This window comes from Vibrio sp. 10N.222.52.B12 (assembly GCF_002875385.1).
Lineage (GTDB): Bacteria > Pseudomonadota > Gammaproteobacteria > Enterobacterales > Vibrionaceae > Vibrio > Vibrio jasicida.
In genome coordinates this window covers 24,126-39,524 of record NZ_MDAW01000112.1, presented here as the reverse complement: position 1 = coordinate 39,524, position 15,399 = coordinate 24,126, and the positions used below count along the sequence as shown (strand labels likewise).

At 43.8% G+C, this 15,399-nt stretch carries 12 protein-coding genes; 5 read left to right on the top strand and 7 right to left on the bottom strand.

The features are described from left to right. Nucleotides 1-16: 16 nt before the first annotated feature. The 7 genes from BCT11_RS10075 to BCT11_RS10040 form a co-directional block, all read right to left on the bottom strand. Nucleotides 17-1,951 carry a PrkA family serine protein kinase gene (locus tag BCT11_RS10075; RefSeq protein ID WP_102388265.1) on the bottom strand — a complete coding sequence of 645 codons (1,935 nt, stop codon included), beginning with the start codon at nucleotides 1,949-1,951 and terminating at the stop codon, nucleotides 17-19. 488 nt (nucleotides 1,952-2,439) lie between these two features. Next, nucleotides 2,440-2,940, bottom strand: coding sequence for a YfbU family protein (locus tag BCT11_RS10065; protein ID WP_038866692.1), 501 nt, complete (start codon nucleotides 2,938-2,940; stop codon nucleotides 2,440-2,442). 158 nt (nucleotides 2,941-3,098) lie between these two features. Beyond that, nucleotides 3,099-3,764 carry an energy-coupling factor ABC transporter permease gene (locus BCT11_RS10060; protein WP_042603732.1) on the bottom strand — a complete coding sequence of 222 codons (666 nt, stop codon included), beginning with the start codon at nucleotides 3,762-3,764 and terminating at the stop codon, nucleotides 3,099-3,101. 195 nt (nucleotides 3,765-3,959) lie between these two features. Then, a complete protein-coding gene (gene pflA, locus BCT11_RS10055) occupies nucleotides 3,960-4,700 on the bottom strand; it encodes a pyruvate formate lyase 1-activating protein (protein ID WP_038866696.1) in 741 nt (246 codons plus the stop codon). Between the two features lie 144 nt (nucleotides 4,701-4,844). Further along, the gene (locus BCT11_RS10050) at nucleotides 4,845-5,822 is read right to left on the bottom strand and encodes a lipid A deacylase LpxR family protein (protein ID WP_038866698.1); all 978 of its coding nucleotides are present in this window, start codon (nucleotides 5,820-5,822) and stop codon (nucleotides 4,845-4,847) included. A 152-nt stretch (nucleotides 5,823-5,974) separates the two neighbouring features. Further along, the gene (pflB, locus tag BCT11_RS10045) at nucleotides 5,975-8,251 is read right to left on the bottom strand and encodes a formate C-acetyltransferase (protein WP_038866700.1); all 2,277 of its coding nucleotides are present in this window, start codon (nucleotides 8,249-8,251) and stop codon (nucleotides 5,975-5,977) included. A 306-nt stretch (nucleotides 8,252-8,557) separates the two neighbouring features. Continuing rightward, on the bottom strand, nucleotides 8,558-10,105 hold the full coding sequence (locus BCT11_RS10040) for a DUF3360 family protein (RefSeq protein WP_038866702.1): 1,548 nt from the start codon (nucleotides 10,103-10,105) through the stop codon (nucleotides 8,558-8,560). Between the two features lie 457 nt (nucleotides 10,106-10,562). On the opposite strand from BCT11_RS10040, the gene BCT11_RS10035 reads away from it, so the two are divergent. From BCT11_RS10035 to BCT11_RS10015, 5 genes are all read left to right on the top strand, one after another. Continuing rightward, on the top strand, nucleotides 10,563-12,017 hold the full coding sequence (locus tag BCT11_RS10035; RefSeq protein WP_102388264.1) for a flagellar sheath protein A: 1,455 nt from the start codon (nucleotides 10,563-10,565) through the stop codon (nucleotides 12,015-12,017). Nucleotides 12,018-12,250: 233 nt separating this feature from the next. Next, entirely contained in the window at nucleotides 12,251-13,021 is a 771-nt protein-coding gene (locus BCT11_RS10030; RefSeq protein WP_038866706.1) for an ABC transporter ATP-binding protein, read from the top strand. 84 nt (nucleotides 13,022-13,105) lie between these two features. Next, nucleotides 13,106-13,876 carry an ABC transporter substrate-binding protein gene (locus BCT11_RS10025; RefSeq protein ID WP_038866708.1) on the top strand — a complete coding sequence of 257 codons (771 nt, stop codon included), beginning with the start codon at nucleotides 13,106-13,108 and terminating at the stop codon, nucleotides 13,874-13,876. A gap of 81 nt (nucleotides 13,877-13,957) precedes the next feature. Continuing rightward, nucleotides 13,958-14,698 (top strand): ABC transporter permease, encoded by a 741-nt coding sequence (locus tag BCT11_RS10020; RefSeq protein ID WP_038866711.1) that lies wholly within the window; start codon nucleotides 13,958-13,960, stop codon nucleotides 14,696-14,698. Nucleotides 14,699-14,701: 3 nt separating this feature from the next. Next, complete coding sequence (locus tag BCT11_RS10015; RefSeq protein WP_038866714.1) at nucleotides 14,702-15,379, top strand: ABC transporter permease; 678 nt, start codon at nucleotides 14,702-14,704, stop codon at nucleotides 15,377-15,379. Nucleotides 15,380-15,399: the final 20 nt, after the last annotated feature.

Here is a 15,399-nt window from a genome sequence, read left to right as displayed (position 1 = left end):
ACCTAACTCAAACTGGTTAGGATGACTTACGTACTCGTAGGTACCACTCAGAAAGTAGGCGAACCTGTTTCTCGGTATAGCCTTTTTCCATCATGCGAGCGACAAAGTCGTCGTGTTTCTTCTGATCTTCAGAAGACGTTTTCGCATTGAATGAAATAACCGGAAGTAGCTCTTCGGTATTGGAGAACATTTTCTTCTCGATTACCGTGCGCAGTTTTTCGTAGCTGGTCCAAACTGGATTCAGACCATTGTTATTGGCTTTCGCACGAAGCACAAAGTTGACGATTTCGTTTCGGAAATCTTTCGGGTTTGAAATGCCAGCGGTTTTCTCGATCTTCTCTAGTTCAGCATTCAGAGAGGCACGGTCAAACAGCTGACCTGTTTCTGGATCGCGGTATTCTTGATCTTGAATCCAGAAATCTGCGTAAGTCACGTAGCGGTCAAAGATGTTCTGGCCATATTCAGAATAAGACTCTAGGTAGGCCGTTTGTACTTCTTTGCCGATGAACTCGACGTAACGTGGTACAAGGTAACCCTTCAAGAACTCGAAGTACTTTTCTGCCATTTCAGAAGGGAACTGCTCACGCTCAACTTGCTGCTCAATCACGTAGAATAGGTGGACAGGGTTTGCCGCTACTTCGGTTTGGTCGAAGTTAAACACACGCGATAGAATCTTGAACGCGAAACGGGTGGAAAGACCGTTCATACCTTCATCGACACCGGCAAAGTCGCGGTACTCTTGGTAACTCTTCGCTTTCGGATCGGTATCTTTCAGTGTTTCACCATCGTAGACACGCATCTTCGAGAAAATGGACGAGTTCTCAGGCTCTTTGAGTCGAGACAGAATACTGAACTGTGCCAGAGTTTCGAGTGTGCTTGGTGAACAAGGTGCTTTAGAAAGTTCACTGTTTTCAAGTAGTTTCTGGTAGATCTTCACTTCTTCCGATACACGTAAACAGTAAGGGACTTTCACGATGTATACACGGTCTAAGAATGCTTCGTTGTTCTTGTTATTACGGAACGTTTGCCACTCTGATTCATTTGAGTGGGCCAAAATCATGCCGTCGAATGGGATAGCAGATAACCCTTCCGTACCGTTAAAGTTACCTTCTTGAGTTGCCGTCAAGAGAGGGTGTAGCACCTTGATTGGCGCTTTGAACATCTCAACGAACTCCATCAAACCTTGGTTTGCTTTACATAGCGCGCCCGAGTAGCTGTAGGCATCTGGGTCATCTTGTGAAAAGTGTTCAAGCTGGCGAATATCAACTTTACCAACCAATGATGAGATGTCTTGGTTGTTTTCATCGCCGGGTTCAGTCTTCGCAATTGCAACTTGGTCTAGAATAGAAGGACGTACCTTAAGCACCTTGAACTTGGTGATATCACCGCCAAACTCGTGCAGGCGTTTTGCAGCCCAAGGTGACATGATAGAGCGTAGGTAGCGATGCTCAATACCGTATTCTTTCTTAAGGATTTCGCCGTCTTCCGAAGCATTAAATAAGCAGAAAGGATGATCATTTACGGGGCTACGCTCACCATTGGCGCTGAGCACGTAAACCGGCATTTTTTCCATCAGTGCTTTTAACTTCTCAGCCAGTGATGATTTACCACCACCTACTGGGCCAAGAAGGTAAAGAATTTGTTTTCGTTCTTCCAAACCTTGCGCGGCGTGTTTGAGATAAGACACGATCTGTTCGATAGCGTCTTCCATGCCGTAGAAGTCTTTGAAGGTTTCATAACGAGAGATCACTCGGTTTGAGAAGATGCGGCTCAGTCTTGGATCTTGCGCAGTATCAATGACTTCTGGTTCCCCAATCGCTATGAGAAGTCGTTCTGCTGCATTGGCATAAGCGCTTTTATCGTCCTTGCACAGGGCTAAGAAATCCTGCAACGACATCTCTTCATCTTTTGAAGCTTCATATCTTGATTGATAGTGGTCGAAAATACTCATGTCGCTTTCCCCTTTAATAGTCAGTCTACCGACGAACGTTGACGCAGGCTTACCCACCTTTGATATGTCCTTCGTTGTATGAACTTATACGCCCTGTTATCGCATTTGGTTTGTACCGAACCCCAGTTAGGTCACGCCAAAGGCTTTGCTTTATGGACAATTTTTCACTGCAACGGAGGACGGTGGATAGGTACCTTTCAATCACTCCCTTTCTCATTTTAAGCCTAGTCGGGGATTTCCAATTTTGCTTAACAATTATGAATTTATTGCAAAAGTGACATTTGAATCACTGTTTAATGAGAGAAGAATTTGTGTTGTGAATGACAGTATAAGAAATCAATTATTTGGCGATAAATCGTCGATATCAGTGAATTCTAGGTGGTGTTTGGGAAAGCGTAGAGAAAGCTGACAGGTGAGATTTGATAAAATCGTGACAGGGGAGATGGAAAAAGGAGAGCGTTTACTCTCCTTTTCAAATGCTTAGTGCGTTATGCACTGAAAATTTGCGCTAATTCGTTTGCACACAAATGGTACTGACGAGGGCAGTTGCGCCATGTTTTCAACATGCGCTGGTATTTTTCCTGCATTGGCATTTGGCTGTTGAAGTGGTGATCAGCCTTATCAAATTGCGGATATAGACCTTCAGAATCCACAAGGAAACGAACGTAATGCACTTGTTGGGCTTCTGTTGCGATATCAAAACCAAGGAATTGCAGACGGCGTTGATCGACTTTGCTGCGCTCTTCGTCATCCAGCATCTTGTTGGATTCTTGCATCGCATGGTACATCTCCATGATGTCGATGATTTCACGACATTCAGATTCAGTAATGCAGCCAAAATCTTTGTTCAGTTCGCGCATTTGCAGCTCGTAACCACGTTCTACGATGGTCTGTAGACGCTTGTATTTTGCTGCGCTGCTAGGGTCCATCTGAGACATTAGGTTGTACTGGTTTGATAAGATCAAACGTTGAGCGTTTGACATTTCCATGATGACCTCACTAAATAATCTAATACATTTTTAATGTGCTTAGGTTAACGTTTCAGACGTTACTGAAACATGATCTCAACACATATTTAATATGAAAAATGGCAAGAATTATCAAATTTAGCCAGTTTACAAACAGCGTATGAATGCGTTGTGACATGCTATTTGTGGTAGTGGTTGTATATGTAATCTCGATCCGAGAATACTCTTAACCATTCTGGTTTGAATACGGTTAGGACCGCCAATGACATCCCATTAAGAAGCCCCTCGGGGAAAGCGAGTAATGGTACAAAAACAAAGTAGTTGTGCTGGATGGTTTGCCAGTCGTAATGACCGACTGATAGATGATAAACCGAGTTAATGAGTAGGTGTAAGCTACCGGTTAGTGCTCCATTGAAGAATCCCGCCACAAAAATGAAGACAAAAATATTGCGTGGCAAATATTGATAGCTGAGTAGAAAAACGAGGTAGCTTATTAGTATTGGTACCAGTGCAGAAAGTACGAGCGCACTTGGCAGCATTAATAGAGGAATACCGTGAATCAAGTGATTGATGATCATGGCAGGGATACAGAGCAGAAAAGCCATTCGCCAGCCGAACATCATGGTTAGCGTTGTCAAAGCAAGAAAGTGGATTTGCAACCCTTCTTTCACACCGGCCTGTGCAGACCACAAAATGCTAAGCAAGAAGAGCGTTGCGAAGATCAAATGTTGAAATGGTTTTTCTTGTTCCATTTTAGGCCAAACGACTGATCGCCAATCGGGTAGGCAATGTATGATTACAACCCAACCAACAATAATGACCGATACGAAATTAAACCAATCCATGTTTGATATCCTGACTTTTGATTCCTTACGAGCTTTACTTACCGTTTTAAGTGTGTAGTAGGTTTGTATACGTTTAATGTGTCGAGGATAGGGCACCAAATGTTTTGATTTGTTTGGTACTCTCGACGGTAATATGAGTAAAAAAATACCAGCGAATTGCTGGTATTTTTAATTTATTCAATAACCTAATATGACTTAGTATTTCACATTTGGATGGTATTGGGAAAGGATCGATTGGATTTCATCCATCGTTTCTTTCGATGGAGGGTTTACACCATCTAATGGGTAATCAAGCCCTAATGCTTCCCATTTATGCGCACCAAGTTTGTGGTACGGAAGAAGTTCCACTTTCTCAATGTTGTCCATATCTTTGATGAATTCACCAAGCATATGTGCCGCTTCAGGTTCATCTGTATAGCCCGGAACAACCACGTAGCGGATCCACGTTTTTTGACCGATTTTATGTAGATAGCGAGCGAAGTCTAAAACTCGACGGTTCGAAACGCCGATGAAATCTTGGTGAATTTCGTCTTTCATGTGCTTAAGGTCAAGCATTACAAGGTCTGTCGCTTCAAGCACTTCATCGATAACATCGGTATGTTTACGGATGTAACCATTGGTATCAAGACAAGTATGAATACCTTCCGCTTGAGCTGCGCGGAAGAAGTCTCGCACAAATTCTGGTTGAAGCATCGCTTCGCCACCAGAACAAGTAATGCCACCACCTGATGCATTCATGAAATGACGGTAGGTTTTTGCTTCAGCAATAATTTCTTCAACCGTCACTTCTTTGCCGTCATGCGTATCCCAAGTATCGCGGTTATGGCAATACTTACAACGCATTAAACAACCTTGCAAGAAGACGATAAATCGAATACCGGGTCCGTCTACGGTACCACATGACTCAAACGAGTGAATACGACCAGCTGTTGACATCTTTTGCTCTCATTTTTTAATAAATTCTACCCGTTATTTTATTACAAATTGCAGGGTTAAAACAGTCTTGGAGAGGGACGTTGGCGAGATATTAAGCAAAGAAAGCGGCGAATGAAAACTCACACGCCGCACAGGGACTTATATTTAGAAGAACGCAAACAGTGACAGAGAGCCTGTACCATAAACATCAGTTTGTGCTTCTTCATAATCCGGCGTTTTAACGGTAAAGGTTAAGCTCGCGCCGTAGTTTCGGTTATACCAAGCTGCACCAGCAACCGCACTTGCTTGCCAGTTTTGTAACGTAACATCGTATTGATCGGATGGCTCAGGAATGCCTGAACGATCGCCTTCGATGGTAATGTCGTTAAAGCGGTAACGTCCTTCAAAGCCGGTGAACAAGAACCAACTGGATGTACTTTGCGCTAGCATACTCGCGTGGAATGGGCTTTCAACACTGATGTTTGCCGCACCGATACTGTTCGCTAAGTTGGTACCCCAACGGAACATGACACCTTGAGATACATCACTACGGAAGTTACCTGCGTTGATGTCGTTTACGTTAGTAATTTCCCATTGTGTGCTTTTACCTTCGCTGCGCATCAGTTTGTTGAATGCTCGGTAACCAACACTGAATGCGACTTCGTCATCAATTTGGTATTCCCAACCTTGTGGGTCGGTTGAGCCAGTGATGCCGTGAACGATATCTTGGGCTTTATCTGATAGTGAGCTTTCACCTGTTGCCCCGATAGTAAAATTGTATCGAACGGCTTGGTCTGCTGTGATCGAGATATAGTTGATTTCGGTATGTAGGTAGCCTGCGTAAGGACGATCATTAACAAGAGGGTAGTCGGCTTCAATATCACTCGGCGTCCACATTTTGTGGCCTAGTACAAGTTCTACTTTATCGACGTTGGCTTGCCCATTACCGTTTAAACTGAACCATTTCCATTCGCTGTCTTCACGCAGTTTATCGGTCGCGTAAGAAAGGAAAATACCGTTGGTGTAGTCTTGGTCGACACCAAATATGCCATCGTTATCTAAAGTGAAAGAGACGGTAGATTTTGTTGATGCAATCGCAGCAGGCGACAACAAGGCAAGGATAAATAATTTACTGAGTTTCATATACTTCGTTTGCTAGCGTTTTCGGCATCATACGTAAGATCGAGAACAAAGTCTTAGGCAATGTCACAACTTTAGTTCAAGACACAAAAAAAGGCCGATGCTTTACAGCATCGGCCTCTATTTCATCACTCAAAGTGCTAATTCAATCAGTCTTATAGAGACTCAGTGAATGTACGTGCGATTACGTCAGCTTGTTGCTCTGCAGTTAGAGAGTTGAAGCGTACAGCGTAACCAGATACACGGATTGTTAGCTGAGGGTATTTCTCTGGGTGCTTAACAGCGTCTTCTAGAGTTTCGCGGTTAAGTACGTTCACGTTAAGGTGTTGACCACCTTCAATGCCAGCTTCGTGGTGGAAGTAACCATCCATCAGACCCGCTAGGTTAGCACGTTGGCTAACTTCTTCTTTACCTAGTGCGTTTGGCACGATAGAGAAGGTGTAAGAGATACCATCTTTTGCATCAGCAAACGGTAGTTTACCTACAGATGTTAGAGATGCTACCGCACCTTTCTCATCGCGGCCGTGCATTGGGTTAGCACCAGGTGCAAAAGGAGCGCCTGCTTTACGACCATCTGGTGTAGTACCAGTTTTCTTACCGTATACCACGTTTGAAGTGATAGTAAGAATAGACTGAGTTGGGATTGCATCACGGTAAGTCTTAAGCTTACGGATTTTAGCCATGAAGTTAGAAACAAGTTCACATGCCATGTCATCAACACGTGCATCGTTGTTACCAAATTTAGGGTAATCACCTTCGATTTCGAAGTCGATTGCAATGCCATCTTCGTCACGGATTGGTTTAACTTTACCGTATTTGATTGCAGATAGAGAATCAGCTGCAACAGAAAGACCAGCGATACCACAAGCCATAGTACGACGAACGTCACGATCATGAAGAGCCATTAGAGCTGCTTCGTAGCTGTATTTGTCGTGTGAGTAGTGGATAGCGTTTAGTGCAGTTACGTACTGCTTAGCTAGCCAATCCATTAGGTTGTCTAGGCCAGCCCAAACTTTGTCGAAGTCTAGAACTTCGTCAGTCATTGGTGCAGTCTTAGGACCCACTTGCATTTTAAGCTTCTCATCTACACCGCCGTTGATAACGTAAAGTAGAGTTTTCGCTAGGTTTGCACGAGCGCCGAAGAATTGCATGTGCTTACCGATAACCATTGGCGATACACAACAAGCGATAGCGTAGTCATCGTTGTCGAAATCTGGACGCATTAGGTCGTCGTTTTCGTACTGGATAGAAGAAGTATCGATAGATACTTTCGCACAGAACTTCTTGAAGCCGTCAGGTAGCTGCTCAGACCAAAGTACAGTGATGTTTGGCTCTGGAGAAGGACCCATTGTGTATAGTGTGTTTAGGAAACGGAAGTTAGTACGTGTAACTAGTGTACGACCGTCAACACCCATACCACCCATAGATTCTGTTGCCCAGATTGGGTCGCCAGAGAATAGCTCATCGTACTCAGGAGTACGTAGGAAGCGAACCATGCGTAGTTTCATTACGAAGTGGTCGATCATTTCCTGAGCTTGTTCTTCAGTGATGATGCCAGCTGCGATGTCACGCTCAACGTATACGTCAAGGAAAGTCGAAGTACGACCTAGAGACATTGCTGCGCCGTTTTGAGATTTAACAGCAGCTAGGTAGCCGAAGTAAGTCCATTGGATAGCTTCTTGAGCTGTAGTCGCAGGAGCAGAAATGTCGTAGCCGTAAGATGCTGCCATTTCTTTCATTTGACCTAGTGCACGGTGCTGTTCTTGAATCTCTTCACGAAGTTGCATCGTCATTTGTAGATCTTCACCAGACTCTAGCTTCTCTTGAGTAGAGTGGAATTGAGCTACTTTGTCTTTGATTAGGAAATCTACACCGTATAGAGCTACACGACGGTAGTCACCGATGATACGACCACGACCGTATGCATCTGGAAGACCAGTTAGAACACCAGACTTACGACATTTCAGGATGTCAGGAGAGTAAACATCGAAAACACCTTGGTTGTGTGTTTTGCGGTACTCAGAGTAGATTTTAGAAACTTGTGGATCAAGCGTACGGCCGTATGCTTTACAAGAACCTTCGATCATACGTACGCCGCCGTTAGGCATGATTGCACGCTTAAGCGGAGCTTCAGTTTGTAGGCCTACGATAGTTTCTAGGTCTTTGTTAATGTAACCAGCATCATGTGAAGTGATGGTAGAGATAACAGAAGTATCGAAATCAACAGGTGCGTGAGTCGCGTTTTCCTGCTTGATACCTTCCATTACTTTAGCCCAAAGCTTGTTAGTCGCTTCAGTACCTTCAGAAACTAGGAAAGATTCGTCGCCTTCGTACGGAGTGTAGTTCTTCTGAATGAAATCACGAACGTTTACTTCGTTTTGCCAGTCGCCTGCAGCAAAACCTTCCCAAGCTTTAGCAAATTGCTCTGCCATGACATACCTACCTTTGTAGTAGAAAAAAATACGTACTGGTTCGCCGTTGAGCCAGCTATCTCCACTTCCACATGGAGAACAGTACACTCTTAATGAATAACAATATTTATAGTCTTAAATAAGAAGAATAGGGCGATAAAACTATAAATATTGTCACTGTTACTAATGTGGGTTCTTCCCAACCACAATTCAAGGCTACACTAAAAAATTTTTGCAAACCTTAAACTAAATCAATAAATACTAAAAAATAGCGATAAAAATGGGGTAGCGACGAGCGCTACCCACACAATTTTTGAACGAATGTCATTATAGCCAAGCTTTAATGCCATATTGTCCTTCTAGCATACCAACTGCAAGCATAGCGACTAAACAGACGACAAGTACACCTACAGGGATCACAATCTTATCTACAAATGACAGACGTGATGCACGCTCTTTGTCACCAATCAGACCGTTGTTGTCTAGAAGCATAGTCAATGCCCAAGCCAGTACTGGGTTAACTACAGCAGAACCGAAGATACAGATACCTGCTGCTTGAGAGTCTTTAGAGTCTTTCACCATCTGCATACCTGCTTCAAGTAGAGGTAGAGATACGCCTACTAGAAGAGCAACACGCATTACTGGTGGCCATACTGCTACATCCATTGGGAAGCCAAGAATCGCGACGATGATACATAGAGAGCCGAGCAGGATTGCACCGCCAGGGATAGGGCGTTTCGCAATTGCTGCTGGGATCATGTACGTACCCCAAGATGACGTAATGTTACCACCACCTACAGCAGTACCAACCATTTGACGAACCGAACACATAGTCATTGTGTCATCAACGTCCATCAGAACTTTTTCAGTCTTTTTAGGGTAGTTCAGTTCTTGGAAAATACGGTGACCAAGGAAGTCTGGAGACCACATAGCTACAGCAAGAATTGCAAACGGTAGTGAAGCAATGAAGTGTTCTACATTTGGTAGACCAAGCATCCAACCTTCTTCTGTGCTACCCCACCAGTAGATTGGGTTTAGGTTCGGAAGACCTGTTTCAGTAACGAATTTGATGTCGAAGCCAGCACCAAGTACAAGTGCAATGACGAGACCCGTGAAAGCACATACTGGGATGGCTAGCCAACGTTTATTCACTTTAGCAAGGAAAGCATATAGGCCGATAGTAACCGCGAGAACGATTAGGCCAATGTAACCCATGCTGCCAGCGGCAACCGTGTCCGATTGCAAACCAACTGCCCAAGCTTGGATTGAGTTGATTTGGCTCATGGTACCAGTTAGGCCTAAGAAGATGAGTAGGCCCCCAGCTGTGCCCTCTGAAGTGAGGTTTACGAGTTTTGAACCACCTTTTAGTAAGCTCAAAATCAAACCAAACACACCAATTAGGATTGCCAATGCAAGAGGATGGGCACCCGCAAGAGCGATGGTACCAATAAGAGGGATCATTGGACCGTGGTTACCTGCTAGGTTGGCTTTAGGGTTAATAAAGCCAGAAGCAAGAATACAGAAAAGGAGTGCAGGGATTAGCATTTCTACACGAGCAACTTCGATAGCAAAATCTTTGCCTAAGTTAACGTGGTCCCATGCAGCAGTAAGACCTTCAGCCCAAGACATCATTACCGCAGAGTACATTGCGATAATACCGATCGTACCAGCAAGCGCTGGAACAAGGTCTTCAAGCTCAAAGCGGAAGTCACGACCTGGCAAGTTTAAGCCAAAACGGCGTGGCTTCATGATTTGTAGTTCGTGGTCTAGGTAGTCTGAACGGCTTGCGAACTCAGATGATGGACGATGAAGCTCGCGGTAGCTTTTAGTCTCGATATCCGAATCAGAGTGCGCTTTATTCACTGCGTCTGACATAGATTCCTCATATATTTAAAAGTTATGAATTCTAAATTGAATTGTGTTTTTCCGCTTCCTGCGGCACTTCCTATGCTAGCTATTATTAGATTTTGTTGCACGAATACCACGTGCCTAAGCATAGCTAATAACTCATTGTGTTGAGGCACAAAAAATTCCTCATCATTGTGGCGGAGTCTAGCAAGATAGCCCTTTGGGGTGATTGATTTAGATCACTTTAAGAATAGATGTGAAAGAAAACTACAGAAAGTGTCTGGCATGCGAATGACTTGGTTGTTTAGTGTGTAATTCGATTACACAAGTTGCATAAAATTAGACGTTATTTTGCAGAAATAATGTCCAATGCGATTTATTTACGTCATTCATGAATTGTATATAAAGCTGGCTTCATTCTTGCTTAGTACCGAGCAGAGACGATTTTTTGGCTAATCATTGCCGCTCAGTTTAGGAAGAAGACATGAAACAGCTTAAAGTACTGCCGCTAGTGGCAATTATTTCGGGATTAATGGTCGGTTGTGGCGGCGGTGGTGGCGGTGGTGGCGGTGCCCCGAAAACCCCTTTTAACTTCACATTTGTTGCAGCGAAGACGCAAGCGCTGGCAAGTAATGGCTCGTGTACGATTTATGATCGTTTTGACTCGAACAATGAAGAACAAGTATTGAACTACCATCGTCTGGGTGGTGTTCTTGATACACAGCTAACCGCTTATTACTCAGACGCTGCAGGAAACCGCAAAGGTGACTTAGTAACCGCGAGTAACGACAAATTGACTATCATTCTTCAGTCGATTCCTGATGACGGCAGTGTGACGGTGCAAGAAGTGAATGGCACCATCATTAATGCAATCACATTCTCAAAAGATTTGTTGGAAGCTGATTCTTCGCTACGAAATGTCTACCTTTCAGCCGATGCTAATGTGAGTAACACGACTTGTTTAACAGGAAACAATGATTCGATCGTTAATAAAGCAAACCTTGATTACAAAGCGGCCGAAGATGCCGTAGGTAATCCATATTCAACGTTCTACTTTGACTCTCAGCTAGAAACGGTAACGGCGAATGAATCACGCTTCACTAAGGGTGAAGTGTTGCCAGCAGTGAATACAGAAAGAACAATGATTGCCCAGTACCGTACAGATACTCGTTCTTCCCTATACCAATATGGTTTTGAGGATTGGGCGGACGATCGCATGGTATTTGCTGGTACACCTTCTACTCCAATGGTGAGTTCTTCCGGTATCAATTTTTCTACTATTGATATTGATACAATTTATAAAAACTTCTCTTATCGTCTAGCTGAAGTGCCTAAAACGAGTGCTTTTTATCACCCTGATGCTTTAAAAGGTGATGTGTGGACATTCAGCGTTGATGGCACTATCGCAACTCCGGGGTGGGAAGCTGCATACACGGACAAAGTTTCTGACAACTTTAGTATCGTAGTCGATGATGCTTCACTGTTCGCTGTAAACAACACAGAGAATACTAAACCAGGTGTATCGAATAGCGTTGTTGATCTATCAGATAGCATTGGTCTAGGTAGCGAAAACGGATTACAACGAGTCAGCTACCAAGAAGGTACAATCGTAGGGTCTACGCCATACGTGGTAAGACACTCTGTTTACTCTCTGATCGAACGCAGTATTGTTGTACCAGACTTGGACTACTCAAGTGTACCGGCAGGTGCTGAAGGTGACCTTGTGATCTCTGATAGCTCCCAGATTACACAAAGCTATGTTTTCACCCAAGATGAAGGTGATGTAGAAGTTGCAGACTTCTTGACAGCTTTTGCTAATGGCAATGGTACAGACACTAAAGAAGATGTGCTCGGTATTGTTATGAATGAGAAGCAAGTCCGCGATATGGCGAATCGAGTAGCCCAAACGAAGACTCTGCTTTTAGAGAGAACTAATTAACACTTTTGTATCTTAATGAGCCCCTCTCTTGAGGGGCTTTTTTATGTCAGTTATTCAGCATTAAAAGAATATATTGCTAGAAAGTGCATATTCATTTGATTGTTGTATCTATCTATTCGATTTATTTAGGTTAATAATTTGTTGCAACTTCTCTTGGGTGGTGATAGTTTGTTCCAATTCAAAGAGGGCGGAGTCCCTTTATTGCAGTGACTAAAACACAGGGAGTAGGGCGCATGAATGATGTACCAGCGCTAGATATTAAAGACCTGCACAAAACCTTCGGACAAAATGAAGTATTAAAGGGCATTTCACTTTCTGCCCATAAAGGCGATGTTATCTCCATCATTGGCTCTTCCGGTTCAGGTAAGAGTACCTTCCTAAGATGTATCAACTTATTAGAGACACCAACTGCGGGTGAAATTTGGGTAAACGGCGAACTTATCCAAATGAAGAACAACCGCGCAGGGGAGTCTGTCCCAGCAAATGAAAAGCAAGTTCAGCGTATTCGTTCACGTTTAGCTATGGTATTTCAGGGCTTTAACTTATGGTCGCATTTAACGGTTTTAGAAAATGTGATTGAAGCGCCCGTGCACGTACTTGGTGTACCTAAGGCGCAAGCGATTGAAAATGCGGAAGTACTGTTGAAGAAAGTTGGGTTATACGAACGCAAAGACTACTACCCAGGACACCTGTCCGGAGGTCAGCAACAACGCGCTGCAATCGCTCGTGCTTTGGCCGTTGATCCAGAGGTTATGTTGTTTGATGAACCTACCTCTGCACTTGACCCTGAACTCGTTGGTGAAGTGTTAGGGGTAATGAGAGACTTGGCCGAGGAAGGACGCACCATGTTAGTTGTCACGCATGAAATGGCTTTTGCGCGTGATGTATCTAACCATGTGATGTTTTTGCATCAAGGTTTAGTGGAAGAACAGGGAGATCCAGCTAAGCTTTTTACGAATCCAGATTCGGAGCGATTACAGCAATTTATCTCTTCTATCTACTAATATTTCTTTGGGTGGCAGCTTTTTGCCTCCTAAACAAGCACAACAAACAAAACCAAATAAAATAGCAATCACAGGAGTATGGAAATGAAAAAGTGGTTATTGGCAGCAACGCTTGCTGCAACAGCAGTGTCTGGTGTCGCCCAAGCGAAAGAATGGAAAACAGTTCGTTTTGGGATTGAGGGTGCTTATCCTCCGTTTAGCTGGACTGAAACGGATGGCTCCTTAAAGGGGTTCGATGTTGATATGGCGAATGCGCTTTGTGAAGAGATGCAAGTGAAGTGTCAAATCGTTGCTCAAGATTGGGATGGCATCATTCCTTCGTTACTTGCTCGTAAGTACGACGCGATCATTGCTGCAATGTCTATCACCGAAGAGCGTAAGAAGAAAGTCGACTTTACGGGTAAGTACGCACTCATTCCAAACAAATTCATTGCTAAAAAAGGTGCGGGTTTAGACTTCGACAACCTTGATGGTCAAAAAATTGCGGTACAACGCGCGACAACGCATGACAAGTATCTGACAGATAACTACGGCGATAAAGTTGAAATCGTACGTTACGGTTCGTTTGATGAAGCATACCTAGATCTTGCAAATGGCCGTGTCGCTGCAGTACTTGGTGATGCTTCAGCTCTTGAAGAAGGTGTACTAAACAAGGCGGGTGGTGAGGCTTACGAGTTTGTTGGTCCTTCTCTAACTGACCCTAAATGGTTTGGTGATGGCTTTGGGATTGCGGTTCGTAAGCAAGACAAAGATCTCACTAAAAAGTTAGATGCGGCAATCTTATCTCTGCGTGAAAAAGGTGTTTATCAAGAAATCGCAGGTAAGTACTTCAACTACGATGTTTACGGTAAATAAGCCGTAACTAAGCGGCCGTTGGCTTGTTCCTAGAAGTAACCAACGGCCGATTTTTTGAGTTTAGGGATTAGGAACTCACCTATGCTGGATTTACAAGGATATGAAGCCTCGATACTAAAAGGGGCTCTAGTAACCATCGAAGTCGCAATACTCTCATTGTTGCTTGCTGTCATTTTAGGCATGCTTGGGGCACTTGCGAAATTAGCGCCCTATAAATGGGCAAGAGCTATTGCAACACTCTACACCACCATTATTCGTGGCATTCCTGACTTAGTCTTGATGATGCTTATCTTCTTTGGTGGCCAAATTCTACTGAATAACAGCCTTTATTCGATCAATGAAACGCTCAACGAGTGGTTTACCGCAAGCAACCCTGAACATGAATGGACTGCTTACCTCCCTGATTACATCGATGTGAGCCCATTTATTGCTGGTGTACTGACCATCGGTTTTATCTTTGGTGCGTATATGGCGGAAACTTTCCGTGGTGCGATCATGGCCGTCGATAAAGGTGAGTTGGAAGCGGCAAAAGCCTACGGAATGAGTTCTTTTATGTCGTTTAGAAGAATTCTATTACCTCAAATGATTCGACACGCGTTACCCGGGTTTGGTAATAACTGGTTGGTATTACTCAAGACTACCGCTCTTGTTTCAATCATTGGATTGGAAGATATGGTGCGTATTAGTTCACTTGCCGCTGGTACAACAAAGATGCCATTCACTTTTTACATGGCTGTCGCGATCATCTTCTTATTCTTCACCAGTGTATCAACCGGTCTACTTAAGCTTGTTGAACGCAAATTCAGTATTCATGCGAGGTAGATAATGGACTTTTCATTGATCATTGAAAGCTTCCCTGTCTACTTAGATGGATTGTGGACAACGGTATGGCTGGTTGCATTAGCTCTGGTGATCGGGCTCTGTGTATCGATTCCCTTAGCTATAGCGCGCAATAGCACGAATTACGCATTAAGTTTGCCGTCATGGGCGTTCATTTACTTTTTCCGCGGTACGCCGTTGTTGGTGCAGCTTTATCTCATTTACTACGGCATGGACCAATTCTTTCCTGTGAAAGACACACTTTGGGAACATGCTTGGTTCTGTGCCTTGGTGGCTTTCGTTCTTAATACTTCGGCTTACACGGCGGAAATTATTCGTGGTGCGATCAATGGTTTACCAAAGGGCGAAGTAGAAGCAGCAAAAGCATACGGCATGAGCAAGTTTATGACTTATCGTCGCATCATCTTGCCAAGCGCATTACGCCGTGCTTTACCTGCATATTCGAATGAAGTGATCTTTATGCTGCACGGCAGTGCAGTCGCTGGGATCATCACTATTATGGATTTGACAGGCGCAGCTCGCCTTGTGAACTCTCGTTACTATGCACCATTTGAGTCATTCCTGACGGCTGGTCTCTTCTACATGGGATTAACGTTCATTATTTTGTGGTGTTTCAAAATCGCAGAGAAGCGCTTCTTGGCATATCTAAGGCCATTGAGCTAAGGCATTTTTATAGATATTTA

Bases quoted from the DNA above. Each gene is read 5' to 3' on its own strand.
- BCT11_RS10075 (WP_102388265.1), bottom strand. From the start codon at position 1,951: ATGAGTATTTTCGACCACTATCAATCAAGATATGAAGCTTCAAAAGAT.
- BCT11_RS10065 (WP_038866692.1), bottom strand. From the start codon at position 2,940: ATGGAAATGTCAAACGCTCAACGTTTGATCTTATCAAACCAGTACAAC.
- BCT11_RS10060 (WP_042603732.1), bottom strand. From the start codon at position 3,764: ATGGATTGGTTTAATTTCGTATCGGTCATTATTGTTGGTTGGGTTGTA.
- pflA (WP_038866696.1), bottom strand. From the start codon at position 4,700: ATGTCAACAGCTGGTCGTATTCACTCGTTTGAGTCATGTGGTACCGTA.
- BCT11_RS10050 (WP_038866698.1), bottom strand. From the start codon at position 5,822: ATGAAACTCAGTAAATTATTTATCCTTGCCTTGTTGTCGCCTGCTGCG.
- pflB (WP_038866700.1), bottom strand. From the start codon at position 8,251: ATGGCAGAGCAATTTGCTAAAGCTTGGGAAGGTTTTGCTGCAGGCGAC.
- BCT11_RS10040 (WP_038866702.1), bottom strand. From the start codon at position 10,105: ATGTCAGACGCAGTGAATAAAGCGCACTCTGATTCGGATATCGAGACT.
- BCT11_RS10035 (WP_102388264.1), top strand. From the start codon at position 10,563: ATGAAACAGCTTAAAGTACTGCCGCTAGTGGCAATTATTTCGGGATTA.
- BCT11_RS10030 (WP_038866706.1), top strand. From the start codon at position 12,251: ATGAATGATGTACCAGCGCTAGATATTAAAGACCTGCACAAAACCTTC.
- BCT11_RS10025 (WP_038866708.1), top strand. From the start codon at position 13,106: ATGAAAAAGTGGTTATTGGCAGCAACGCTTGCTGCAACAGCAGTGTCT.
- BCT11_RS10020 (WP_038866711.1), top strand. From the start codon at position 13,958: ATGCTGGATTTACAAGGATATGAAGCCTCGATACTAAAAGGGGCTCTA.
- BCT11_RS10015 (WP_038866714.1), top strand. From the start codon at position 14,702: ATGGACTTTTCATTGATCATTGAAAGCTTCCCTGTCTACTTAGATGGA.